Raw genomic sequence first — 23,568 nt, 5'->3', positions numbered from 1 at the left:
TTCGTTCGTTTCACGCGCATGGTGGCTATAGCTCAGTCGGTAGAGCATCTGATTGTGGTTCAGAAGGTCGCGCGTTCAAGCCGCGTTAGCCACCCCACTTAAACGGCTGGTATGTACCTGCCGTTTTTTGTTTTAGACGCACTTTTTGCCTATAACCACGATTACCCCCAAACACTGTTAAAAACTCAGTCAACGAACTGAGAAAATAACGGTAATTGGCGAAACACCGTTACTAACTCAGTCATCCGACTGAGAAAATAACGGTAATCGCCTAAACACTGTTACTTTCTCAGTTAACGAACTGAGAAAGTAACATTCATATGTTACTGGTGCAGTACGTAGACTGCGTTAGCAACGAATAAGTGGGGTGAGCGGCAACAGCTTCATTTCAATAACCTCAGCCTATGGAGTAAACTGGTATGGTTACACATATATGTTGTTGTTGATGACGACTTTCGTACTAATAGCACATGGTGCAGAAGGAGTATTGTATGGCTGGTAAGGCAGCGCCTAAGGAACCATGGTGGCAGACAATGCTTCTGTTTGTGCCAAGACTTTTAGGCAAAGCAGTTCGCTCACTTTTTGGGGTAGGTGAATACGATGAAGCTTACCGCAGAGACGGCTTATGCTTTGTTATGCTAATTCTTGCCGTACTATTCTGCGCTTCTGAATGGTTTCATGTAAGCGGTTTTATTGGCGTTGGCTTGCATATTTTAGCTTCGGGTGCTCTTGGCGTTATGAGCGTCGTGCTACCTGTGTGGCTAAGTATTATTGCTTTTCGCTTAATGCGAAATAGTGGAGCAAAATCCGGGAATCATCGAGTTGTTTTTGGTTTTATTATTCTTCTGTGCTCAATATGCTCTATTCTCGATATTTCGCTTGCGTCTAAAAGTCACGCGTTTGATTTTGAATCAGTTAGAAAAGCGGGAGGATTGCTAGGTTTTGCTTTAGGTTCTCCACTGTCTTGGGGTTTTTCTCGCGTATTTGCTCTCATAATTTTCGTAATCATCTCTATTTTTGCAGTTTTAATGATTGCTCGTCTTCATGTAAGCGATATTGCAAACTGTGTTGCGTCAATCTTCTCAAAGAAAAACAAGAAAAACGCGCAGGATGAGGATTCTTTAGACGAGTCAGACGAATCAGACGAATCAGACGATGCGAATGAATCAATTAAATCAGGTAAAACTAAGGATTCGTATGAAGATGAGCCTTTGGAATTTGCCGAAGGTGTGCCAACGCACGACGGAAAATCTTCTAAAAAAGAAAGCGCTAATTTAGGCGCAGCTTACTTGCTGAAATTGTGGAAATCGCTATTTAATCGCAAAAATAAAGAAAAAGACAATACTTTGCTCGACGAATATGCTGGAGATGACGCATTTTCACATGCTGCAGCCGTTAATGCAGAAACAAGTGAAAATCTTGAGCGTGTTAAACCTCAACGCGTTAGAACAGTAAGCAATGTTGAAGGCTACAGTGAGAATTATATTCCTGTAAATACTAAAGATTCTTCGCAATCAAATAATGATGAATCAAGCAATAATCCTAGAAGTGCTTCTTCTTCGCCAATACTAACTTCTGCAGAAACCTTGCCTAAAGCTCCTATGAGCGGTTCTGTTGATTCTGCTAAAGATCCATGGTCTAGTATTCCGGCGGAGCAAATGGATCAATATAGAAAAGATCAAGAAAACGAGGATAATTTAGCTGAGGAAAGTGCTAAAAATAATCTAAACTCTTCGGAAGATTCTGCTTTGCAACCGTACAGGCTTCCTGATTTGAACATTCTTGCTTATGGAAAACCTCATGCTGCTAGAACTCAAGCAAACGATAACGTTATTCGTGCGCTAACTTCAACTTTTGAACAGTTTGACGTCGATGCTCGAGTAATCGGTTTTCTTAGAGGCCCATCTGTTACGCAGTACGAGGTTGAGCTTGGGCCTGGTGTAAAAGTTGAAAAAGTTACGAATTTGCAAAAAAATATTGCATACGCTGTAGCTAGTACGGATGTGCGTATTTTGTCTCCAATTCCAGGAAAATCTGCTATTGGTATTGAAATTCCAAACGTAGACCGCGAAATTGTGCATTTGGGGGATGTTCTGCGCTCGCAAAAAGCTCTTAACGATCCTAATCCTATGCTTACAGGCGTCGGAAAAGATGTTGAGGGTCATTTCGTAACGGCTGCTCTTGATAAAATGCCGCATTTGCTTGTTGCTGGCGCTACTGGTTCTGGTAAGTCTAGTTTTATTAACTCAATGCTTACTTCGATTATTATGCGTGCAACTCCTGAGCAGGTTCGAATGATTATGGTTGATCCTAAGCGCGTGGAGCTTTCTGCGTACGCTGGTATTCCGCATTTGCTTACGCCGATTATTACGGATCCTAAGAAGGCGGCTCAAGCTCTTGAGTGGGTTGTTAAAGAGATGGATGCTCGCTACGATGATTTGCAATTCTTTGGTTTCCGCCATGTTAAAGATTTCAACAAGGCTGTTCGTGAAGGCAAAGTTCATGCTCCGGCTGGCTCTGAGCGAAAAGTTGCCCCATACCCGTATTTGCTTGTGGTTGTGGACGAGATGGCTGATTTGATGATGGTTGCTAAGAACGATGTGGAAAGTTCTATTCAGCGCATTACTCAGCTTGCTCGAGCTGCAGGCGTGCATTTGGTTCTTGCTACTCAGCGTCCGTCTGTTGACGTTGTAACCGGCTTGATTAAGGCAAATATTCCTTCCCGCTTGGCTTTTGCTACTTCGTCTGCAACAGATTCCAGAGTTATTCTCGATACTGTTGGTGCAGAAACCTTGATTGGTCAAGGCGACGCCTTGTTCCTTCCTATGGGTGCTGCAAAACCTCAGCGTGTGCAGGGCTCGTGGGTGAGTGAGTCGGAGATTCGTAAAGCTGTGGAATACGTGCGCACTCAGCGTAAGCCAAAGTATCGTGAAGATATTGAGCAGATGGCTCAAAAAGCAGATGCTCAAGCTCAAAGCAAGCTTAAAACTAGCGATATTGGTGACGATATGGACGAGTTGCTTCAGGCTGCTGAGCTTGTTGTTGGCTCGCAGTTCGGTTCTACTTCAATGCTTCAGCGTAAGTTGCGCGTTGGTTTTGCAAAGGCAGGTCGATTGATGGATTTGCTGGAATCTCGCGGCGTTGTTGGGCCTTCTGAGGGTTCTAAAGCTCGCGAAGTTTTGGTTCAGCCGGAAGATTTGCCAAAAGTTTTGGCATTTATTCGTGGCGAGTCTGACTCGTTGTAAAATAGTGTTATTGTGTTGCACAACTATGTTGGGTGGCGCGCTAGAAGTTTTTAGTTTGCGATAAGATAAAGGTATGCGTATGAAGAAGAATGCTAAGTCTTCGTTTTTTGAAGGCTGGAATTGTGCTCCAAATATCGTAACTTATGTGCGTATTGCGTTGGCAATTGTTTTTATTGTTTTATATTTGCTTGCAGGCGAGTGGGGTCATAACTCCGTACCAATGCGTTGGGCGGCGTTTGCTGTGTTCCTTATTGCGGCGGTTACAGATAAGCTTGATGGTTGGTTAGCTCGTAAATATAATCAAGTTACTAAATTAGGTAAGTTGCTTGATCCAATTGCAGACAAAGTGTTAATTTTGGCAGCTCTTGTGATTGCTTCTATTTTTGAAGAAGTTATTTGGTGGATTACAATCTTGTTCTTAATCCGTGAAATCAGCATAACAATTGTTCGTTTCTGCGTTATTGGCCGAAATGGTAGGGTTATTGCCGCTTCTTCTGCAGGAAAGTACAAGACTTTAACTCAGGTTATTGGTCTTGCAATGATTATTGCTCCTATGGCTGTTATTTTTAATACTCAAGTTACGCCTCCATGGTGGCTTACGCTTTACTATTCTGTAGCTTTTGCTTTGCTCGGTATTTCTTTGGGCTTTGCTTTCTACTCTGCAGTGCTGTACGTGTACAGTGCTTTCTTTGAGAAGGATTCTGTTGATGATTCTCAAGCAGATAAGCAAGTTAATGAAGCTCCATTGCCGCCGTTGCAATGAATAATTCTTCTCCTGTGTCTCTCAAAAACCTAGCTGCGCGCATATTATCTAATAGCGTTCAGCTAGGTTTTCATATTGCTGCTGCCGAATCTTTAACAGGCGGTTTACTAGCAGACGCTTTTGTTTGCGTTCCTGGAGCTTCTCGCGTATTTTGTGGCTCTGCTGTTACTTACGATATTCACGCTAAAGCTAAAATTTTAGGTGTCGACGCTCATCTTTTACAGACCGAAGGTGCGGTTTTTAGGGATGTTGCTATGCAGATGGCAGTGGGGGCGTCTTTTATATATCGCGGTAGTGGCTGGAAGTATGAAGAGGATTCTTCAAAAGATTCTTTGGAAGATTCTGCAGAAAATTCTTCAGAAGAATCTAACTTCCCAATAATTGGGCTTTCAACAACAGGAGTTGCAGGGCCTGGCCCGGACGGAAGTAAACCTGCTGGATTGGTTTATGTTGGCGTTTTGCTTCCTGAATCTTTTAATTTGCGCGATTTGATTTTGCAAAAATCTAATGAGCTTCTTGATTTGGATTGTGTTAGCAATATGTGGGATTACACTTCTAAAAAAGATGTTGTTCTTGTTTTTGAACTTAATTTAGAAGGTAGTCGTGAGCAAGTGCGTAAATCTACGGTACATAATTTGCTTAAAATCTTAGATTATTTACTTTCTGTATTCGAGTAATATTTGAACTTTTGGCTGATTTACAAGCAAGACACGCAGTATCGAACAAATGTTCGTATTTGTAGTATACTTGAGATTGTTGAGATGATTGCAGCGCGCTCAAGCGTCATGGTGAATATTTAGCTTTAGCTTTTATCCACATTGCTCAAAAGCGCTTGCAGTGGCATCGCGTGTCGAACTAATGTCGTTCGATACATAACGGCATGCGAAAGGAGTAGCAAACATGGCGCAAACAGCAAAAGGTAAAAGCACTGTTGATCGTCTTATTGATGCAGATAAGGCAGATCCTCGTCGTCAAGCCGCGCTGGAAACTGCATTAGCTAATGTTGAAAGGCAATACGGAAAAGGTTCTGCAATGCGCTTGGGCGACAGGCCTATGCAAGATGTAGAAGTGATTCCTACAGGTTCAATCGCTTTGGATACCGCTTTGGGTATTGGCGGTGTTCCTCGTGGACGTATTGTTGAAGTTTACGGTCCAGAATCCTCTGGTAAAACAACTCTTGCATTGCATATTGTTGCTAATGCTCAAAAAAACGGTGGCGTAGCAGCGTTTATTGATGCAGAGCACGCTTTGGATCCTGTGTACGCTAGAAAACTCGGTGTCGATACTGATGCGCTTATTGTTTCTCAGCCAGACAACGGTGAGCAGGCGTTGGAAATTGCGGATATGCTTATTCGTTCTGGCGCTTTGGATGTGATTGTTGTTGATTCTGTGGCAGCTTTAGTTCCTAAGGCTGAAATTGATGGAGATATGGGAGATAGTCACGTTGGTTTGCAAGCTCGCTTAATGAGTCAGGCTCTTCGTAAAATGACTGGTGCTCTTTCTCAAGCTGGAACTACCGCTATTTTTATTAATCAGCTTCGTGAAAAAATTGGCGTATTCTTCGGTAACCCTGAAACAACGACTGGTGGTAAAGCTTTGAAATTCTACGCGTCTGTGCGTATGGATATTCGTAGAGTTTCCACTATTAAAGAGGGCGAAGAAGCTATTGGTAATCGCACCAAAGTTAAGATTGTTAAAAATAAGATGGCTCCGCCATTTAAAACTGCTGAGTTTGATGTTTTATACGGTGAAGGTATTTCCACAGAAGGTTCTGTTATTGACATGGGCTTGCAGGCTGATGTTATTAAGAAATCCGGTTCGTGGTTTACTTACGAAGGTGAGCAACTCGGTCAGGGTCGCGAAAACGTTCGTAAATTCCTGAAAGATAATCCAGCTATTACTGAAGAAATTAGCGAAAAGATTAAAGCAGCATTAGGTTTAATGCATCCAGACGATCAATTTGCTGAGGATCCAGAATTGGATCGTGCAGATGAAGCTTCTGATGCTAAAAGTTCTACTGCAAAATCTTCAGCAAAAAAGTAATAGAAGATTAGCGTATAAAGCGAATTGATATGGTGATTAGTGTAGCGAGTTTTCTTCGCAATCATCCTGTAACGCTTACTAAAGAAGGTGATGAAAGTAATGACGTCAATCTTAATACTCGTAAGCGCACATCGCGTAAATCATCACGTTTAAGCGCAAAAACTAATACAAACAACATGCCGTATGTAAAAGGCGCTAACAAGTGTGATTTAAACGATAAATCTTTCGCAAGTGACGAGCTTCGCGCGAGTAACAAGCCTTGTGAAGGTGATGAAGATGATTGTAGGGAAGCAGCTTTAAGACTTTTAGATTATGCTCCTCGCTCTGTAATAGATATGCGTCAGCGTCTTAAAGAAAAAGGCTACTGTGAAGTTGTTGTTGATTCGGTTATTGATCGTTTAATTGAATTGCATCTTCTTGATGACAATCAATACGCTCAAATGGTAATTCGCTCTTGCGTAGCACGGCTTCTTGGTGCTAGAGCTACACGCATGGAATTGCATCGTAAGAATGTTGATCCTGATGCTATTTCGAAATGCGTGGAGTTAGCTCAAAATTCGGGAGTATTTACTGAAGCAGCTTGGGAGCTTGGCCGAAAAACTGCTCAGCGTACGAAAAATCTTGAGCCTTTAGTTAGGAGGCGCAGATTTTTTGCAGCTGCCGCTAGAAAAGGGCATGATTTAAGCGTTATTAACGAAGTATATGCCGCTTTGTTTATAAGTGATAACGAGTAATAAAAGAGGCTGGTTTCTAATAAGCCAGCCTCTTTTTATTGTTTTTACTCTTTTTACTCTTTACTGTTTTATTTTTTCTTTGCCTAAATCACGTTCATTTAGCGAAATTATTCGCCTGCGTTTGAACATAGCTAGGCATTTGTGAAATATCAATAACATCAGTAAAACGTGGCGTCTTATTTTCAAGTTCTCTAAGCATGCTTGGAGCTTTCGTTTCTGTTGCTTCGCTAAGAGCATCCATGCATTGGAAATCATCCATATTTTGCACATTCTTAAGCCCTAAAGCTTCAGCCACTACGCGCGGGAACTTATAAGGGCTTGCAGTGCTTAAAAGCACGCGCGGCACGCTTTCGTCATGCGGAATATGCTGCATAACAAAGTATCCGCAAGCAGTATGCGGGTCAATAACATACTTGTACTTGTTCCAGCAGTCAGAAATAGCTTCGCGAATCTGATCCTCATTGGCCCAGCCGCAGCCAAAAATAGCTCGTATTTTTGCAAGCACGTTTTCTGGAATCTCAAAAGCGCCCCACTGAGCTAAATCATTCATAAGCATTTGTATTAAACGCGTGTCTTTATTGCACATGTAATAAAGAATGCGTTCCAAATTAGAAGAAACCAAAATATCCATAGAAGGAGCAACAGTGTGATGGAATGGGCGCTGACGGTTATAAGTTCCGCTTACCAAAAAATCGAATAAAACATTATTGCTATTGCTTGCAACAATAAGATGTTTTACAGGAAGACCAAGCATTTTTGCGTAATATCCAGCAAGAATATCGCCAAAATTGCCGGTTGGTACGCAAAACTCAACTTCGTCTCCAAGTTTTATAACTTCTCGCTCAACAAGTTGCTTATAAGCCGCAAAATAGTACACGACTTGCGGCACGAGTCGTCCAACATTTATTGAATTAGCAGAAGACAATTCAATATTCGCATCTTCTTCAATATTTTTATTAAGCTCACTATTGGTGAAAATCTGTTTTACGCCAGTTTGAGCATCGTCAAAATTGCCTCGGACTGCGCAAACTTGCACGTTTTTACCAGCTTGAGTTGTCATTTGTAATTCTTGAACACGGCTAACTTTTCCTTCTGGGTAAAAAGTAACCATAGAAGTGCCTGGAACATCGGCAAAACCAGCCAAAGCTGCTTTTCCAGTATCTCCAGAAGTTGCGGTCAAAATCATAACATTCTGATTATTGTTTGATTCAGATTTTTCGGTTTTGTTTTGGCTGCGGCTCATAAGCTGTGGAAGCATTTGTAAAGCCACGTCCTTAAAAGCGCAAGTAGGACCGTGGAAAAGTTCCATAACAAAATCGCGAGTATTTCCAAGCTGACGAATTGGAGTAATGTCAGAGTTAGACCATTGGTCTGCGTATGCAAGTTTTACGCAATCAGAAAGCTCTTCTTGAGAGTAATCAGGAAGCAAGATTTGCAAAATATCTTTAGCTATTTCCTGGTAGGATTTTCCTTGCAATTTAGAAATATCGTAACGTGTGCTGCCAAGAGTGTCGGCTACAAATAATCCGCCGTCTTCGGCAATACCTTGACGAATTGCCTGTTTAGCAGTGCAAGTTGGAGTAGTTGCGCGCGTGCTATGAAAAATAGCTGTATCTTCTGCCATAATGTCTCCGTAACCGAATAATCATATGGAATATTTGTGCAAATTATGCATCGTCTTATAAAAATATGCTACCCGAAGCGCTGGGCGAACGGGCGTGTGCTAATCTCATATTTATGACAACTCTTGATTCTAAACAGGAAAATAAAGCCAATAATCTACAAGGGGGAACGTTGAGCGTTGACGATTTAGTTAATGGGCGTGCGGATTTAGCAAGGCTTGCCTGGCGAGATTTTTCCAAAACGGATACTAGAACAAAAAATGAGCTTCTTGAAAAAATGGCGGACGCTTTGGATTTAGCAGCTTTAGATATTGCCGCCGCTAATGAAAAAGATCTTAAAGAAGCCGAAGCTAAAGGAATGGATGCTGGAAAGCTCGATAGGCTTAAATTTGACGAAAAGCGTGTGAAAAATTCTGCTCAAAGCGTAAGAAAAATTGCGCAATTGCAAGATCCTGTAGGAGAAGTTGTTCGCGGATACACTCTTCCTAATGGTATTAAACTTTCGCAAGTTCGCGTGCCAATTGGCGTTATGGGAATGATTTATGAGGCTCGCCCAAACGTCACTATTGATGTTGCAGCTTTGTGCTTAAAGTCTGGTAATGCTGCAATTTTGCGAGGCGGAAGTGCGGCTCAAAATACGAATCAAAAAAGCATTGAGATTATTGGAAGTGTGCTTAAAAAGGCCGGTTTTAGTGCAGATTTAATTCAGTCTGTTGACGATTTAGGTAGGTCGGGGGCCACGGCCATGATGCACGCGCACGGTCATATTGATGTTCTAGTTCCGCGCGGTAGTGCGAATCTTATTGCTACGGTTGTTAAAGAGTCTACAGTGCCGGTTATTGAAACTGGTGCTGGAAACGTGCATATTTATGTAGATAAAAGCGCTGATATTAAAAAAGCTATACCGATTGTTATTAACGCAAAAACTCAGCGCGTAGGTGTGTGTAATGCGGCAGAAAAATTATTGGTAAATCGCAATATTGCGCAGGAATTTTTACCGCAAGTTGGCGCTGCTTTAGCTGAGCATAATGTTATTTTGCATGCTGACGATAAATCTTACGAAATTTTGCAATCTGCTAATATTGCAGGTTTACAGCTTGAACATGCAACTTGCGATGATTGGAAACGCGAGTATTTGTCTCTAAATATGGGCGTAAAAATTGTGGACGATGCTTTTGATGCTGCAAATCATATAGCGAAGTATTCTACTGGGCATACGGAAACAATTATTGCTGAAGATTACGAAACGATTCAAAGTTTTATTGCGAATGTTGATTCTGCAGTGGTGATGGTGAATGCTTCAACGCGCTTTACAGATGGTGGAGAGTTTGGTTTTGGTGCTGAGCTTGGAATATCGACGCAAAAATTGCATGCAAGAGGCCCTATGGGATTGCGTGAGATGACAACAACCAAGTGGATTGGCTACGGCAGCGGTCAGATACGCGAGTAGTACTGGTTTTGATAGTTACGTGGCGGTAAGGTAAGAGTATGCCTAATGATATGCCTAAGAATGATGTGAATATGACTCCGGCTGAAGCGCTTAATATTGCGGCTGAGCGTTTGTCGATTGTGCGCTATGTGTTTTTGGTGCAAATTGAGGATGGTATTGCCTCCGCGCAACAGCGTTCCTCGCTTGAATATGCGGATGCTGTGCTTATGGGATGGCCGGATGCTGACGCAAATGACGTAACGCTTCCTGAAGATGATGCGTTTTCTAGCGTTCTTGAGCAAATGGGTCGAATGGAAAAGAATATTCGTGAATTTAGTGCTTTAGAGCGCAATAATGATGTTGATGCAATGACATCAATGCTTGTTAAAATCACTGAATCTGTGGCAAAAATTCGCGGCACGTATCAGCCTGATTTCCCTCTTCCAACTTTTGCTGAAATTCAGCGCGTTGTTAAGGACGAGTGGGATGAGGAGATGGGGAATATTAACCCAGATAGTGCGAATGATGCTTCTGGGGTAGTTAGTGAAACTGAAGCTGAAGATAAGGAATCTGAAGCGAATGAGTCCTGAAAATAACACGGATGCGCAGCGGCGAATGTCTGACCTGTTTCAAGGTTCGTTTACCGGAAAAGAAGCGGCTCCTCCTGCGGTAGCAACTTCTATGCGAAAGCGCACTTCTGCACGCGGTAACGTTCATGAGCGTCAGCGTATTGGCATTATGGGTGGAACTTTTGATCCTATTCATAACGGCCACTTGGTTGCGGCTTCTGAAGTTGCGTGGGTTTATGATTTGGACGAGGTTATTTTCGTGCCAACTGGTAGGCCTGTTTTTAAGCTTGATAAAAAAGTTACGAATGCTGAGGACCGTTATTTAATGACGGTTATTGCAACGGCTTCTAATCCTAAGTTTACTGTTTCTAGGGTTGATATTGACCGTCCAGGAGTTACTTACACTATTGATACTTTGCAAGATATTCACGCGCAGCATCCGGATGCGGAGCTTTTCTTCATTACTGGAGCGGATGCTGTGGCGGAAATTATGCAGTGGAAGAATGCGCGCGAAATGTGGAATTTGGCGCGATTTGTAGCAGTAACTCGCCCGGGGTATTCTAGGCCGGAAAAGTTGGAGTCTAATTTGCCTTTTATTACTAGGCAGCTGAATGTGAACAGTGCTGGAAATGTTGCAAATTATGACGATATTGTTCACTGTGATTCTGAACATTTGCCGGTTGATATTTTGGAGATTCCAGCATTGTCGATTTCTTCTACGGATGTTCGCCGTCGCGCTGAGCATGGTGAACCAGTATGGTATTTAGTTCCAGATGGAGTGGTGCAGTACATTGTTAAGCACGGCTTATACAGGTCGTGACTATTTACTTTTTCGGCTTGTCGCCGCAAGTCTGCGCAAAAAGTTAGTATTGAATATGTTCATTTCGCGAACTAAAGCGAACTAACGTTTGGAGATATGGTGAGCATCGTCCTTGAAGGAAAGCCAGATAAAAACCTTGTTCTCGTTACTGGTCGCGCCCATCCGAAACTTGCTCGTGATGTAGCAGACCAGCTTGGCATTGATGTATTGGAAACAACGGCATACGATTTTGCTAATGGCGAAATGTATGTTCGTTACACGCAGTCGGTGCGCGGTACGGATGTGTTCGTATTGCAGAGTCACAGCGACCCTGTCAACAAGTCCATTATGGAACAGTTGATTATGATTGACGCTTTGAAGCGCGCTTCTGCTCGTTCGATTACTGCAGTTTGCCCACTTCTTGGCTATTCTCGTCAGGATAAGAAGCATCGCGGTCGTGAGCCTATTTCTTGCCGCTTGATGTTTGATTTGCTTAAAACTGCTGGCGCTGACCGCATTATGAGCGTCGATTTGCACGCGGCTCAGTCTCAGGGATTCTTCGACGGTCCTGTTGACCACTTGATTGCTATGCCTGTTTTGGTTGATTATGTGCGTGATCGTTTCCGTGAAGATCTTGCAAACGTAACTGTTGTGTCTCCGGATGCTGGCCGTATTCGCGTGGCTGAACAGTGGGCGCAGCGTTTAGGCGGCGGTCCTTTGGCTTTTGTGCATAAGACTCGCGATATTACATGCCCGAATAAGGCTGTTGCAAACCGCGTTGTTGGTGACGTTGCTGGTCGCGATTGCGTTATGGTTGACGATTTGATTGATACTGCTGGCACTATTGCTGGCGCTTGCAACGTGTTGAAGGAAGCTGGAGCTAAGTCTGTTACAGTTGTTGCAACTCACGGCGTGCTTTCTGGCCCTGCGGTTGAACGTTTGAAGGCTTGTGGCGCTCGCGAAGTTGTGTTGACGGATACTGTGCCTATTCCGGAAGAAAAACGTTGGGATGGTTTGACTGTTCTTTCTATTGCTCCTCTTCTTGCAAGCGCAATTAAAGCAGTATTTGAAGATGGTTCGGTTGCGAAGCTTTTCGACACTTACCCGGAACATCACGGTCAAGGCTTCCTATTTGCGTAAACGCTGATTTTATTTTGCGCCACGCCAAATTTGACGAAGTCAATTCGTGTGGCATAATAGTGACTTGGCGGTTTTTCCGCCGTTCCCTCATGGTGTAATGGCAGCACACGGGTCTTTGGAACCCTTTGTCTTGGTTCGAATCCAGGTGAGGGAGCTTATACAGGCGCTACTTGTTTTGCAAGTAGCGTTTTTGTTTTGGATAGGCGTTAAGACGTAATAGAATTAAATAAGTAAGAATATTATTTAATACAACATAAGGAGCATGCGTGAAAAAGCATGATGTTGCCGCGGCAATTATTTTAGCGGCGGGTGAAGGTACGCGTATGCGTTCAGCAACTCCGAAAGTACTTCATAACTTTGCTGGAAAAACATTCCTAAATCGTGTTATGAGCGCAATTGCTGGCGTAAATCCAAATAAGATGGCTGTAGTTGTGCATGCTCAGGCTGAACGCGTAACCGCTGCAGCTGTTAGCTATAACGAAAATGTGCATATTGTAAATCAGGACGAAACTCCTGGAACTGGCCGCGCAGTTCAGTGCGCTATTAAAGATCTTAACGAAATCGCTAAAAAAGAAACTGGCGAAACGTTAAAAGGCGCTGTGCTAATCGCAGCAAGCGATATGCCTCTTTTGGACACTAAAACTCTTCAATCTTTAGTAGATTTTCACAATAATCATGGCAATGTTGCAACTGTTCTTACAGCAGTATTAGACGATGCTACTGGCTACGGCCGTATTGTCCGCGAAGCAAACGGCGATGTTTTGCGAATCGTAGAGCATAAGGATGCGAATGCTGGAGAGCTTGAAATTAAAGAAGTGAACACTTCCGTATACGTATTTGATGCAGATGTGCTAAGTGATGCGATTGCAAATCTTAATTCTCAGAATGCTCAAGGCGAGTTTTATTTGACGGATGCTTTGGAACATGCTCGAAAGTTTGGTCATGTGGGAGCAATGTCTGCTCCTGACCCTCTTAGTGTAGAGGGCGTTAATACTCGCGTGCAGTTGTCGGCGCTCGCAAAAGCTTATAATAAGCGTGTTTGTGAGCATTGGATGCTTGAAGGCGTAACTATTCTTGATCCGGATACTACTTGGATTGAAGATGACGTGACTCTTGCTCAAGATGTTACGGTTCTTCCTGGCTGCTTCCTTCAAGGTCATACTACTGTTTTAAGCGGCGCTGTTGTTGGCCCTTACACAACTCTTATTGACGCGCAAGTTGACGAGGATGCTGTAGTTGAGCGTTCGCGCGTGCAAGAATCGCATATTTGCAGGGCTGCTAACATTGGTCCGTGGACGTATTTGCGCGCGGGAAATGTGCTTGGTGAAGAAAGTAAGGCCGGCGCTTTCGTGGAAATGAAGAAGGCGCATATTGGTAACGGCACTAAGGTTCCGCATTTAAGCTATATTGGCGATGCTAACTTGGGTGAGCATACGAATATTGGTGGTGGCACTATTACTGCAAACTATGATGGCGTGCATAAGAATCATACGAGTATTGGTTCTGGCGTTCACGTTGGTGCAGGTAATCTTTTTGTGGCTCCAGTTAATGTGGCTGATGGCGTGACTACGGGTGCTGGTTCTGTTGTGCGTCACGATGTTCCGGCTGATTCTATGGTGTATTCGGAAAATACGCAGCACGTAATTGAAGGCTGGAAGCCTGCTTGGGAGCGCTAAATAATTTATAAAACGGCTTTAAAAGGCGGTAGGTTATGGTTGATTTTGTTGAAAACGCAACTAAGTCTCACAATGTGAATGTAAATAGTAATCATGAAGGACTTGCGCGCTCTGTTATGCTTGTTCGTCACGGCCAGACGCCTTATAATGCGCAATTCCGTCTTCAAGGCATGATTGATATTGCTTTGGACGAGTCGGGAATGGATCAGGTGACTCGCTCTGGCAAGGCTTTGCGCGTGCTTTTTGGCGCTTCTGATTTGGAAGATCCAAAAGATCCGAATAGTCAGGAGCATGTGCGCATTACTCCAGAAGAAGCAGACGCGAGTTTTGTGGCGATTGTTTCGCCGCTTATTCGCGCGCAGCAAACAGCTCACGCTTTTGCGGATAAGCTTGGTCTTCATGTGCACGTTGAAAATGGCGTGCGCGAGCGCTTCTTTGGCGAGTGGGAGGGCTTGAACCGCCAGCAGATTAGCGAAAAATGGCCGGAAGATTTTAACGCTTGGGTAAAAGGCGAAGGCGGCGAGCTTCGCCACGGTGCAGAAACTAAGCAGGAAGTTGGCGAGCGCGCTGCTGCAACTGTTGAACAGTGGGCGCGCAAAACCGGTTCCGACCGCGATTTGCTAGTGTTTTCGCACGGCTCTTGCCTTTCTCAAACTGTTCATAAGCTTCTTGGATTAGACAAGGTAGATCCTTCTTATAAGACGATTGGTGGAATGGGAAACGGCCGCTGGGCGCGTTTAATTCCAAGTCTTAACGCGGATGGTTCGATTCGTTGGCGTTTGGATGCTTACGATCAAGGTCCTGCAGCTGACCCTACGAGCCAGCGCCTTATTCGCATTTGGGGAGCAGCTTAATCGGCATAATCTCTTCTTTTTACCGCTTATATTTCGAAAACTACCGTTTAGCGATTTTGTAAAGACAGACTATTTACAGTGACGTATAGTCAAAATTACAAAACAAAAAGCTAGAAATGCTAAGAAAAGTTAGAAAAATCTAGCAAACGCTAACGGTAGTATACGGAAGGGAGGCTTTATGAAAGTAACAATTGCTATTGTGCCGCCAGAAGAAGAGCAGCAAGCTCAATTGTCAGTTCACAATATTGACGATAATCTTAAACGCATTATAGACAATTTGCAAAGCGTTGATTCTAAAAATGCAGAAGCAAGCAACGCCGAAAATAATACTGATAATGCCGAAAATAATACTGCGAATGCGGCAAATAGCAACAATAATTCATTCATATATGGTTATATTAACGATTCGATTATTGTTATGCACGAGCCGGATGTGATTATGATTTGCGTAGAAAATTCGCGCGTAATCATTCACAGTGATAAAGGCGAATGCGTGTCTTACAAGCGCCTAATGGATTTCGACAATCCGCAATTCGCGTCGTTTGTGCGCATATCTAAATCTGCAATCGTGAACTTGAATCGCATTGTTCGAGTCGATCCAGGATTCGGCGGAAGTATGAGCGTAAAAATGGACGACGGAAGCGTTGAGTGGATTAGTCGCCGCTGCTTAGCTGGGTTCAAAAAGCGCTTGGGAATGTAGTTTTAAGCGTATTTTTTAATACTAATTTTTAATACTTAAAAAGGAAACGATTATTATGGAAAAGCAAGTTACAACTTTTGGCAAAACAATGGTAAAAAACATTGTTAATGGCATTGGCATAGCGTGCACTATTTTTACTGCAATCAGTTTTGTGTCTAGCTTGTTAGCGCATAGCGCGGTTGGAAACAGAATTGCATCTTATGCTGTGGCGTCGTTTGTTATTGGCATAGGCTATGGAGTATTCGCTATTTTCTGGTCGAATGAGCGTATGTCAAATCTCGCAAAGTTTGTTTTTGCACTAGTTCCACCAATTGCTATTCAATTTATTGTGTCTGTGATTGTTGGATGGATTTCATTCAAAGACGAGCCAGCTGTGATTTGCGGATGGATTGCGTTCACTGTTATTTTCCCGATTGCAATTGCCGCAGTAATTTATTACTTCGAGAAGAAGAAAGCGGAAGAAATGAACGTTAGGTTGCAAGCATTGCGTAAAGAAAGCAAGTAAATTAGTTGCAACTAAATAATCAAATAAAAATAATCAAATAAAAAATTGAGTGGTGTTCATCTTCGCCTTTGAGGACGAACGCCACTCGATATTGTATGCCGCTTGCTTGAAACGTACTAATTCGGCGTTTTGCGCGACGACCTGCTTTCGCGCTCAGAGCGTAGCGCGAAAGCAACTCGGAGCGTGAGCTTGCTCAGACGGAAAGTCCAGTGGACTTTCCGTGCAAGCTCAGCAGCGAGCGCTTATAGTGCGAGCGTCCTTCGTTCAGTGCGAAAAATCTCAAATCTCACCACACGAATATCCACACGACTGAATTACGCGCATTAATCTTTTGCGATTGTTTTGCCGGCAGTAGCGCCAGAAGTCAAATCCTGAATTTCAGTGATTTCCATAACTGGAACTGCAGCCGGCTTCTTTGTGCCTTTTTCTTCGGCCACGCGAACTTGCTCTTCGTAAATCGCGTCGTCAGTGTGAAGAGTTACGGTTCCGCGGAAGCGATAACCCTTCTTTTCTGCCAAATTAGCAAAAGCAACTACTAGCTGGCTGCCGTCTTGCAAGTTCTTAAAATGCTGGCCTGCAGTGCGCTCGTGGTAGGCCAAGTGATTGTCGTCAAGCACGAACATAGACATTTTTGGTCCTAAATCAAGCTCGCCATCTTTGCTTACAGTTGCAATCCAAGCCAAATTATTCGCAATAAATTCCTTCATATCGGCGTTAAGAGTTGCCATAATATTTCCTTTCGTTATTGGTAAAATTGCGCGCGTCTGTGGTGTGCAATTAAACAAGTCATTACTTTTACATTACGCTGTTTTAGAAGAGTATACGAGTGTGTGCTGCAAAAAATTACGCAGTTGTGATATAAATCACCGAATTTTATAAAAGTTACTTAAGCGAAAGATATAAAGCAAAATAGTTAAGTATGCCGGTTTTATGAAGTGCATATCGGAAATTTTCCGAAAGAACGCCGAAAAGTTGTACTTTTCACGATTTTATGGCTAATCTGTGTATTTTATAAACTAAATTCACTAAATAAAAGAAAATTTTAAGGAAGCGACTTTTATTAGTGGATCAACTTTTATAGTTGAAGGGGAGGCGTTATGAAAGCTAATGGTGAAGCAGCTAAAACAATAGTTGATAAATCTGGCATGCCTAAAGGGAAGAGTGTTCATATTTCTCAACTAATGTTGTTGGTTTGCGCTGCTATTTGGGGTGGCAGCTATGTTTCTTCAAAGTATGCTCTTGAAGTTTTTCCGGTTCAATGGCTTATGGGAGTGCGCATGGTTGGTGCGTGCGCGATTATGTTTGTAATTTTTTTCGGCACTCTTCGTAAAACTTTTACAAAAAAATTGATTATTCCTTCGCTAATAACTGGCGTTACGTATTACGCGACTTTAGTTTTGCAAACTGAAGGATTGCAAACAATTGATCCGGGTCGTAGCGCTTTTCTTACTGCAGCCTACTGCGTGATTACACCATTTTCAGCTTGGCTAATTGTTAAGAAAAAGCCTACGATACTAGGTTTGATTGCTGCGGTAGTTTGCGTTGCTGGCGTTGGTTTTGTGGCTTTAAAGCCAGGAATGTTCGCTCTTACGCTTTCTTATGGTGATATTCTGACTCTTGTATGCGCTGCAGTTTTCGCTTTTAATCTTACGTTCCTTGCGTATTATTCAAGAAAATATAATCCTGTAACTTTAACTTTTGGACAATTTGTTGTTTCAGGAGTGCTGTTCTTAGCTGGAGCGTTAATTTATGAGCCTTTGCCTAATTTCAACGGCGCGGATAATCTTTCTATTTTTGCAAACATGTTCTACTTAATTGTTGTGGTGACTGTTGCTGCGCAAATTATGCAAAACTATAGTTTGGTTAATCTTTCTACAGCAAACGCATCGGTTATTATGTGCACTGAAAGCTTATTTACTCTACTATTTTCTACGCTGCTTTACCATGAGTATGTGTCAAATATGGCATTTGTGGGATTTGCTTTAATATTTGCAGCCATTATTATTGCAAGCTTGGGCGAACATTATGGAAGCAAAGAAAGAACTAAGTAGATTCCTAAAATAGCTATCCAACTCATGCCTTGAGTGATACCATCGTTGTGAGTGGTAATTTGTAATTTGTAGTAAGTTTATACATATTGCATTTATGTTTCGCAATACATTGTTAGGTAGTTAAGGTAAACACGTGAAGAATTTCTTCAAAGGCATATCATTTACGCAGGTTTTAGCGGGTTCGCTGGCAGCAGTGACCTCGTTTTTGCTCGCTTCTAAAATTGGTATTGCCGGTTCGGTTATTGGTGTGGCTATTGGTTCGATTGTGTCGGCTGTGGCTTCTCAGCTGTATCAGAATGTTATTCACGCTTCTTCCCGTAAGTTAGCTGAAGCAAATCCTAAGAATCTTAATAATTCTGATTCTGCTGGTACTTCTGACGCTGCTGGTTATGCTAATGATTCGAAGCAATATAAAGATAATGTTCAAACTCTTAACATGCATCCTGTCTACAATGTTGAAGTAAGAAATGCTGGATATAAAGTCGCGGGAGATGATGCTCGTATGGCGTATTCTAGGCAAAATGGTGAAGTTAATTCTGGGCGAACTATAAGCTCTGAAGCTAAAGATCCAGAATTAGAAAATACGCGACTTTTAGAGCTTTCTGCTTTACGCGAGCAGCGCGAAGAAGATATGGAATTGTCGGAAGGCGATTTGAGCCAGCCTGTGCCGTTATCTAAAGCTATTCGCGATTCTAAGTATGCTAACGCAAGTAATTTAGATCGACGTAAGAATAGTTATGCTGCAACTATTGCTATAGCTGTAATAAGCGCTTTAGTTGCTGTTGTTGCCACTGCAGGAATTGTTTTGCTTTTTACGCAAGGCAAGGGAACGGACAATATTCAGCCTCAGCAGATTCAGCAGAAGCCTAAAGATCAGGTAAATCCTCAACAAAATAGCAATAATGGCGTTGAGCATAAGAAGCCGTCTGATAGTGATTCAGAAAATCAGGATTCAGAAAAAGAGGATGAAAACAACGGTTTACATTCCCGCGATGACTCAGATTCTAATTTAGGAAATTCTACAGATGGTGAGCCTGGTGGTGATAATTCTTCAACAAGTGGTGGATCGCATTCTGGAGAATCAACTTCGGGAAGTAACTTAAGCGGGGAGTCCTCCTCGTCGTCAACTGCTCCTGGTGGTGCTTCAGGTAGCTCTTCTAACGGTGGTTCAGGATCTTCTTCAGGGGGAGCTTCAGGCGGAGCGTCTACTTCTGGAAATGCAGAAAATTCCGGTAGTTCAAACGGTAATTAAGTAGCAATATTTTTAGTAATATTTAAGCTGATTCGACACGCCGCATTTGGATAGAGCGCTAATTTGTTGTATTCTATCAAAGGTTCGCTTGAACAGCATAACTAAAAACGGGGCTATGGCGCAGCTGGTAGCGCATCTCCATGGCATGGAGGGGGTCGGGGGTTCGAATCCCCCTAGCTCCACGATTTATCTCGGCAGGTTACATAATTTGCCGAGATTTTTTTATTCTCTTTTCGCCACGCCGCAATTCTGTATGTTTGTCGCTAAGTAGTACTAATAATGAACACCATCGACCAGAGGTTGCGCTCAACAAGAGTAGTAAGTATGAGCTCGGAAAAGCGTTGATTACTTACAAAAGGGGAGAGCGCCGAAGTTTACTGCTGATTTCCAAAGGTAGTGAGCTGGGACTTGGTTTAATAAACCAAGTACTGTCGCAGCGATTTCGGCATTCGCTGCGGAGCGCTATCGACACGCACGCTGTTGCTTGTTTTGCCTCTGAGACGACATAAAAGGAGGAAAAATGAGTAATAGTTCATTACCATCTACTGCTGAACAAACTTCTCAGCAGAATCACGATGTTCATCGTGCTTTGAAAACACGTCATATTTCCATGATTGCTTTAGGCGGCAGTATTGGTACCGGCTTATTTGTTGCCAGTGGTGCAACAATTCACATGGCTGGTCCTGGCGGCGCTTTGTTCGCTTACGGCGCAATAGGCATAATGGTTTACTTCCTTATGACTTCTCTTGGCGAAATGGCAACGTTTATGCCAATTAGTGGCTCGTTTGCTTCGTACTCCGGACGCTTTGTTGATCCTGCTTTAGGTTTTGCAATGGGCTGGAACTATTGGTTTAACTGGGCTATTACGGTGGCTGTGGACGTTAGTACTGCAGCAATTGTTTTGCAATACTGGTTCCCGAAAGTGCCAATATGGATTTTCTCGCTTTCGGTTCTTATGCTTATTTTGCTGATTAACGTTCTTACAGTTAAGTGCTTCGGCGAAACAGAATACTGGCTTTCTATTGTGAAAGTTGTTGCGGTTATTGTGTTCCTAGTTGTTGGCATGCTTACAATTGTTGGCATTATTGGTGGAAAAGCTCCATTCTTGCAAAACTTTACGCATAAGGATGCTCCATTTGCCGGTGGCGTTCCTGCAGTGTTGTGTGCGTTTGCTATTGCTGGATTCTCGTTCCAAGGAACTGAGCTTATTGGTATTACTGCAGGCGAGTCTGCAACTCCAGAAAAGAGCATTCCAAAGGCTGTAAAGCAAGTGTTCTGGCGTATTCTTCTTTTCTACATCCTCGCAATTTTCGTTATTGCATGCATTATTCCTTACACCGACAAGAATTTGCTTGGATCCGAAGTAACTGATATTGCTATAAGCCCATTCACACTCGTGTTCCAGCGTGCAGGTCTTGCAGCCGCTGCAGCAGTTATGAATGCTGTTATTTTAACTTCTGTTATTTCTGCAGCAAATTCTGGAATGTACGCTTCTACTAGAATGCTTTATGCTCTTGCAAAAGACGGTAATGCTCCGAAAGTTTTCGGCAAAGTAAGCTTCCGTGGTATTCCAGTTCCAGCTTTGATTGCAACATTTGTGGTGGCTTTGTTCACGTTCTTCATGAGTATTTTTGGTTCGCAAATATACATGTTCTTGGTTGCTGCAAGTGGTTTAACAGGCTTTATTGCTTGGGCGGGTATTGCTTTAGCGCATTACCGCTTCCGAAAAGCGTATGTTGCTCAAGGACATTCTTTGGACGATTTAGTGTACCGAGCAAAGTGGTATCCTTTTGGTCCGATTGTTGCGTTCCTTCTGTGTGTTCTTGTTATTATTGGCCAGGATTTGCATTCATTTGCAACTCTTAACTGGCAGGCCATTGGCATTACGTACATGTCTGTGCCACTGTTCTTAATTTTGTACGTTGGATACAAGATTAAGAATCATACTAAGGTTATTCCGCTTGAAGAAGTTGATTTAGCCGGTATTAAAGCTGCTAATCAGGCAAGAGCTTAAAAACTATTTAAGGCACAAATAAAGCTCCCAACGAATCCGTTGGGAGCTTTATTTTATGTTAATTCTATTTTATTAATGTGTTGTGGTTGAAGCCGGTGGAGTTGGTGGAGTTGGTGGAGTTGGTGGAGTTGGTGGAGTTGGTGGAGTTGGAGGGGTTGGTGGATCAGTTTTCTTGCAGACATTGCCCTCACACTTGCAGTTTTTGTCGCCTTCTTTGCATTCTGGCTTTACTATCTTGCAGACATTGCCTTCGCACTTGCAGTTTTTGTCGCCTTCTTTGCATTCTGGCTTTACTATCTTGCAGACATTGCCTTCGCACTCGCAGTCTTTATCGCCTTTTTTGCATTCTGGCTTTTTAGGGTCCTTTTTAGGGTCCTTCTTAGGGTCCTTCTTAGGGTCCTTCTTAGTGTCCTTCTTAGGCGCTGGCTTCGTCTTTTGAGGAATAACGTTCGCACGCCTAATCACATTGCTGGTTGTTCGCTGTATTTCCTTCTTCTCTTCCTTCTTTTCTTCCTTCTTATCTTTGTCGTCAGATTTTGTGTCAACGCTATTTAGTAATTCAACAGCTAAAGATCTAATTTCTTTTGCTTTAACTGCATACCATTCAGAAGCTGCCAAAGCCTCAGCGCTTTGGCTTCCAAGCTCTTCTGGAGAGTTTGCTGTGCAGCTTACAGCGTCAGGAGTTTTCTCTTTTATTATTTTTGCAAGCTTTTTGCCATTTTCAGACTTATCTTCTGAAAGCTTAATAAGAATCCTGTTTTCAACTAAAGTGTCCCACGTCTTCTTAGCTTTCATAACTTGGGCAACTTTAACTTCGCACTGTTTACGTGCAGCCTTTGTGCGCTCACTTTGCTTTACGTACCAAAATGCGCCAAGTGCGCTAAGAGCTAATGCAAGTACAACAATACCTACAATAAGGATGATTAGCTTCTTCTGTTTGCCTTTATCGGCACTTTCGGAGGTGTGTTGAATCATTTTTTTCCTCTGTTTGTTAATGATTGCCCAATGAGTATCTTTTGATGCCACATTTCTATCTATTTTACGACAAAGCTTTTAAGTTAGCCACTTTGTTAGCTACATATTGTGTTGATATTTGATGGTTTTGACTTAAGCCTAATTAGCAAGCAGCGAGGTATGCTCGTGTTTTAAAAAACAAAAAAGCCACTGGATTTCCAGTGGCTTAATGGCTCCTGCGGCTGGGCTTGAACCAGCGACCATTCGATTAACAGTCGAACGCTCTGCCAACTGAGCTACGCAGGAATATTTTGTGCAGGCTTACTGCCGCGCACAAGACATTTATATTACACGGAATTTTTGAAGATGCAAATATGGCGTGTTTTGGCGTGTCGAAATAGTGATTATAAGCATATGTTTTATCCACAATGCTTTAAAAGCTTATGATTTTGGCAAATTAGCTGCAAAACTTTTATAAAAGCCGCTTTATAAATATTTATGGGGGATATATGTGTATTCGCAAAAATTATGAATTATATTGCCGAATAGCTGCCTGCTTGGGAATTTTTATAATCTCAGTTATTCTATTAGATGCGCTGTTTTCGCAATACGAAATGCAGCAAAATAATCCTGCTAAATACTACGCTTCTAGATCTTTAGGCGTATGCTGTAAAAGCTGCGCTCTTGCTAAAAGTTCTTATAGTGAAGAAACGTGCAAATCTGCTATGAAGTGGCCTGTAAAGCCTCCTCGTATTGTAAAAGCTTTTAATCCGCCGCCTAAGCCTTGGATGGCTGGGCATCGCGGTGTGGATTTAGCAGCCTCAAAAGGAACTCCTCTTTATGCTCCTGCAGATGGTGTTATTAGTTTTGTTGGTAAAGTTGCTAGAAAGTCTGTTGTAACAATTAGGCATGGTGAGCTTACTTCTACTTTTGAGCCTGCGGTAACAAATCTCACTGTTGGAGTGTTTGTAAAGCAGGGGCAAAAATTTGCTCATGTTGAAGGTGGATCGGATCATTGCGCAAATCGCTGCGTGCAATGGGGGCTAAAACGAAAGAATCGCACTTACGTAAATCCTGCAAGTATGACTGCTCGCAAAAAAATCGTTCTTAAACCAGTCGCCTAAATAGCATAATAAATATTCATATTTGTAGAAAACTGAACAAAATCTGCATCAATATTGTAGATATTGCCATAGTTTGAGGGTGTGAACAGCGTAT

20 protein-coding genes, 4 tRNA genes and 1 riboswitch are annotated in these 23,568 nt (G+C 42.6%); of the genes, 20 read left to right on the top strand and 4 right to left on the bottom strand.

Annotated elements, in window-relative coordinates:
- Positions 1-21: 21 nt before the first annotated feature.
- The 6 genes from ACLD6A_RS02420 (at position 22) to ACLD6A_RS02395 (ending at position 6,785) form a co-directional block, all read left to right on the top strand.
- Positions 22-97: transfer RNA gene (locus tag ACLD6A_RS02420), tRNA-His, on the top strand.
- A gap of 394 nt (positions 98-491) precedes the next feature.
- Entirely contained in the window at positions 492-3,245 is a 2,754-nt protein-coding gene (locus tag ACLD6A_RS02415) for a DNA translocase FtsK 4TM domain-containing protein (RefSeq protein WP_410313485.1), read from the top strand.
- Between the two features lie 79 nt (positions 3,246-3,324).
- Positions 3,325-4,008, top strand: a complete 684-nt coding sequence (gene pgsA, locus ACLD6A_RS02410) for a CDP-diacylglycerol--glycerol-3-phosphate 3-phosphatidyltransferase (RefSeq protein ID WP_004137507.1) — start codon at positions 3,325-3,327, stop codon at positions 4,006-4,008.
- A complete protein-coding gene (locus ACLD6A_RS02405; RefSeq protein ID WP_410313484.1) occupies positions 4,005-4,685 on the top strand; it encodes a CinA family protein in 681 nt (226 codons plus the stop codon). Before pgsA ends, ACLD6A_RS02405 begins: the two co-directional genes overlap by 4 nt.
- 223 nt (positions 4,686-4,908) lie before the next feature.
- On the top strand, positions 4,909-6,051 hold the full coding sequence (gene recA / locus ACLD6A_RS02400; protein ID WP_004127001.1) for a recombinase RecA: 1,143 nt from the start codon (positions 4,909-4,911) through the stop codon (positions 6,049-6,051).
- 29 nt (positions 6,052-6,080) lie between these two features.
- Positions 6,081-6,785, top strand: a complete 705-nt coding sequence (locus tag ACLD6A_RS02395) for a regulatory protein RecX (protein WP_410313483.1) — start codon at positions 6,081-6,083, stop codon at positions 6,783-6,785.
- 94 nt (positions 6,786-6,879) lie between these two features.
- Here ACLD6A_RS02395 and thrC read toward each other — a convergent pair whose 3' ends face one another.
- Positions 6,880-8,409, bottom strand: a complete 1,530-nt coding sequence (thrC, locus tag ACLD6A_RS02390; protein ID WP_410313482.1) for a threonine synthase — start codon at positions 8,407-8,409, stop codon at positions 6,880-6,882.
- A gap of 113 nt (positions 8,410-8,522) precedes the next feature.
- Here thrC and ACLD6A_RS02385 point away from each other — a divergent pair, with 113 nt between their 5' ends.
- From ACLD6A_RS02385 to ACLD6A_RS02345, 9 genes are all read left to right on the top strand, one after another.
- Entirely contained in the window at positions 8,523-9,857 is a 1,335-nt protein-coding gene (locus tag ACLD6A_RS02385; RefSeq protein ID WP_410313481.1) for a glutamate-5-semialdehyde dehydrogenase, read from the top strand.
- Between the two features lie 38 nt (positions 9,858-9,895).
- Positions 9,896-10,426 (top strand): phosphoribosylglycinamide synthetase, encoded by a 531-nt coding sequence (locus ACLD6A_RS02380; protein ID WP_410313480.1) that lies wholly within the window; start codon positions 9,896-9,898, stop codon positions 10,424-10,426.
- Complete coding sequence (nadD, locus tag ACLD6A_RS02375; protein ID WP_004137491.1) at positions 10,416-11,225, top strand: nicotinate-nucleotide adenylyltransferase; 810 nt, start codon at positions 10,416-10,418, stop codon at positions 11,223-11,225. Before ACLD6A_RS02380 ends, nadD begins: the two co-directional genes overlap by 11 nt.
- Positions 11,226-11,321: 96 nt before the next feature.
- The gene (locus ACLD6A_RS02370) at positions 11,322-12,344 is read left to right on the top strand and encodes a ribose-phosphate diphosphokinase (protein ID WP_032841780.1); all 1,023 of its coding nucleotides are present in this window, start codon (positions 11,322-11,324) and stop codon (positions 12,342-12,344) included.
- An 83-nt stretch (positions 12,345-12,427) separates the two neighbouring features.
- A tRNA-Gln gene (locus ACLD6A_RS02365) sits at positions 12,428-12,498 on the top strand.
- A gap of 112 nt (positions 12,499-12,610) precedes the next feature.
- Positions 12,611-14,020, top strand: a complete 1,410-nt coding sequence (glmU, locus tag ACLD6A_RS02360; protein ID WP_410313479.1) for a bifunctional UDP-N-acetylglucosamine diphosphorylase/glucosamine-1-phosphate N-acetyltransferase GlmU — start codon at positions 12,611-12,613, stop codon at positions 14,018-14,020.
- A gap of 35 nt (positions 14,021-14,055) precedes the next feature.
- Complete coding sequence (locus tag ACLD6A_RS02355) at positions 14,056-14,874, top strand: histidine phosphatase family protein (protein ID WP_410313478.1); 819 nt, start codon at positions 14,056-14,058, stop codon at positions 14,872-14,874.
- 178 nt (positions 14,875-15,052) lie between these two features.
- Complete coding sequence (locus ACLD6A_RS02350; RefSeq protein ID WP_410313477.1) at positions 15,053-15,574, top strand: LytTR family DNA-binding domain-containing protein; 522 nt, start codon at positions 15,053-15,055, stop codon at positions 15,572-15,574.
- Positions 15,575-15,629: 55 nt separating this feature from the next.
- Positions 15,630-16,079 (top strand): DUF3021 family protein, encoded by a 450-nt coding sequence (locus ACLD6A_RS02345; RefSeq protein WP_410313476.1) that lies wholly within the window; start codon positions 15,630-15,632, stop codon positions 16,077-16,079.
- Between the two features lie 323 nt (positions 16,080-16,402).
- Here ACLD6A_RS02345 and ACLD6A_RS02340 read toward each other — a convergent pair whose 3' ends face one another.
- The gene (locus ACLD6A_RS02340; RefSeq protein WP_004135309.1) at positions 16,403-16,807 is read right to left on the bottom strand and encodes a pyridoxamine 5'-phosphate oxidase family protein; all 405 of its coding nucleotides are present in this window, start codon (positions 16,805-16,807) and stop codon (positions 16,403-16,405) included.
- A gap of 417 nt (positions 16,808-17,224) precedes the next feature.
- On the opposite strand from ACLD6A_RS02340, the gene ACLD6A_RS02335 reads away from it, so the two are divergent.
- From ACLD6A_RS02335 to ACLD6A_RS02320, 4 genes are all read left to right on the top strand, one after another.
- The gene (locus tag ACLD6A_RS02335; RefSeq protein ID WP_410313614.1) at positions 17,225-18,130 is read left to right on the top strand and encodes a DMT family transporter; all 906 of its coding nucleotides are present in this window, start codon (positions 17,225-17,227) and stop codon (positions 18,128-18,130) included.
- Between the two features lie 133 nt (positions 18,131-18,263).
- A complete protein-coding gene (locus ACLD6A_RS02330; protein WP_410313475.1) occupies positions 18,264-19,382 on the top strand; it encodes a hypothetical protein in 1,119 nt (372 codons plus the stop codon).
- Between the two features lie 109 nt (positions 19,383-19,491).
- Positions 19,492-19,564, top strand: a tRNA-Ala gene (locus tag ACLD6A_RS02325).
- 103 nt (positions 19,565-19,667) lie between these two features.
- A riboswitch (Lysine riboswitch) is annotated at positions 19,668-19,855 on the top strand.
- Positions 19,856-19,902: 47 nt separating this feature from the next.
- Positions 19,903-21,396 carry an amino acid permease gene (locus ACLD6A_RS02320; RefSeq protein WP_410313474.1) on the top strand — a complete coding sequence of 498 codons (1,494 nt, stop codon included), beginning with the start codon at positions 19,903-19,905 and terminating at the stop codon, positions 21,394-21,396.
- Between the two features lie 72 nt (positions 21,397-21,468).
- Here ACLD6A_RS02320 and ACLD6A_RS02315 read toward each other — a convergent pair whose 3' ends face one another.
- Together ACLD6A_RS02315 and ACLD6A_RS02310 are read right to left on the bottom strand one after the other, a co-directional pair.
- Positions 21,469-22,371: an ATPase gene (locus ACLD6A_RS02315; RefSeq protein ID WP_410313473.1), complete on the bottom strand. Its 903-nt coding sequence runs from the start codon at positions 22,369-22,371 to the stop codon at positions 21,469-21,471.
- Between the two features lie 209 nt (positions 22,372-22,580).
- Positions 22,581-22,656 (bottom strand) — tRNA-Asn (locus tag ACLD6A_RS02310).
- 203 nt (positions 22,657-22,859) lie between these two features.
- Here ACLD6A_RS02310 and ACLD6A_RS02305 point away from each other — a divergent pair.
- Positions 22,860-23,474: a M23 family metallopeptidase gene (locus ACLD6A_RS02305; RefSeq protein ID WP_375169402.1), complete on the top strand. Its 615-nt coding sequence runs from the start codon at positions 22,860-22,862 to the stop codon at positions 23,472-23,474.
- Positions 23,475-23,568 lie beyond the last annotated feature (94 nt).

Source organism: Gardnerella sp. Marseille-Q9691, from assembly GCF_046507715.1.
In the GTDB taxonomy this organism is placed as follows: Bacteria; Actinomycetota; Actinomycetes; order Actinomycetales; family Bifidobacteriaceae; genus Bifidobacterium; species Bifidobacterium greenwoodii.
Note: the sequence above shows the minus strand (reverse complement) of the source record. Positions and strands in the feature narration are given on the sequence as shown.

Bases quoted from the DNA above. Each gene is read 5' to 3' on its own strand.
- ACLD6A_RS02350 (WP_410313477.1), top strand. From the start codon at position 15,053: ATGAAAGTAACAATTGCTATTGTGCCGCCAGAAGAAGAGCAGCAAGCT.
- recA (WP_004127001.1), top strand. From the start codon at position 4,909: ATGGCGCAAACAGCAAAAGGTAAAAGCACTGTTGATCGTCTTATTGAT.
- ACLD6A_RS02405 (WP_410313484.1), top strand. From the start codon at position 4,005: ATGAATAATTCTTCTCCTGTGTCTCTCAAAAACCTAGCTGCGCGCATA.
- ACLD6A_RS02315 (WP_410313473.1), bottom strand. From the start codon at position 22,371: ATGATTCAACACACCTCCGAAAGTGCCGATAAAGGCAAACAGAAGAAG.
- nadD (WP_004137491.1), top strand. From the start codon at position 10,416: ATGAGTCCTGAAAATAACACGGATGCGCAGCGGCGAATGTCTGACCTG.
- ACLD6A_RS02305 (WP_375169402.1), top strand. From the start codon at position 22,860: ATGTGTATTCGCAAAAATTATGAATTATATTGCCGAATAGCTGCCTGC.
- ACLD6A_RS02355 (WP_410313478.1), top strand. From the start codon at position 14,056: ATGGTTGATTTTGTTGAAAACGCAACTAAGTCTCACAATGTGAATGTA.
- ACLD6A_RS02370 (WP_032841780.1), top strand. From the start codon at position 11,322: ATGGTGAGCATCGTCCTTGAAGGAAAGCCAGATAAAAACCTTGTTCTC.
- ACLD6A_RS02320 (WP_410313474.1), top strand. From the start codon at position 19,903: ATGAGTAATAGTTCATTACCATCTACTGCTGAACAAACTTCTCAGCAG.
- ACLD6A_RS02380 (WP_410313480.1), top strand. From the start codon at position 9,896: ATGCCTAATGATATGCCTAAGAATGATGTGAATATGACTCCGGCTGAA.
- ACLD6A_RS02415 (WP_410313485.1), top strand. From the start codon at position 492: ATGGCTGGTAAGGCAGCGCCTAAGGAACCATGGTGGCAGACAATGCTT.
- pgsA (WP_004137507.1), top strand. From the start codon at position 3,325: ATGAAGAAGAATGCTAAGTCTTCGTTTTTTGAAGGCTGGAATTGTGCT.
- ACLD6A_RS02335 (WP_410313614.1), top strand. From the start codon at position 17,225: ATGCCTAAAGGGAAGAGTGTTCATATTTCTCAACTAATGTTGTTGGTT.
- ACLD6A_RS02340 (WP_004135309.1), bottom strand. From the start codon at position 16,807: ATGGCAACTCTTAACGCCGATATGAAGGAATTTATTGCGAATAATTTG.
- ACLD6A_RS02345 (WP_410313476.1), top strand. From the start codon at position 15,630: ATGGAAAAGCAAGTTACAACTTTTGGCAAAACAATGGTAAAAAACATT.
- ACLD6A_RS02395 (WP_410313483.1), top strand. From the start codon at position 6,081: ATGGTGATTAGTGTAGCGAGTTTTCTTCGCAATCATCCTGTAACGCTT.
- thrC (WP_410313482.1), bottom strand. From the start codon at position 8,409: ATGGCAGAAGATACAGCTATTTTTCATAGCACGCGCGCAACTACTCCA.
- ACLD6A_RS02385 (WP_410313481.1), top strand. From the start codon at position 8,523: ATGACAACTCTTGATTCTAAACAGGAAAATAAAGCCAATAATCTACAA.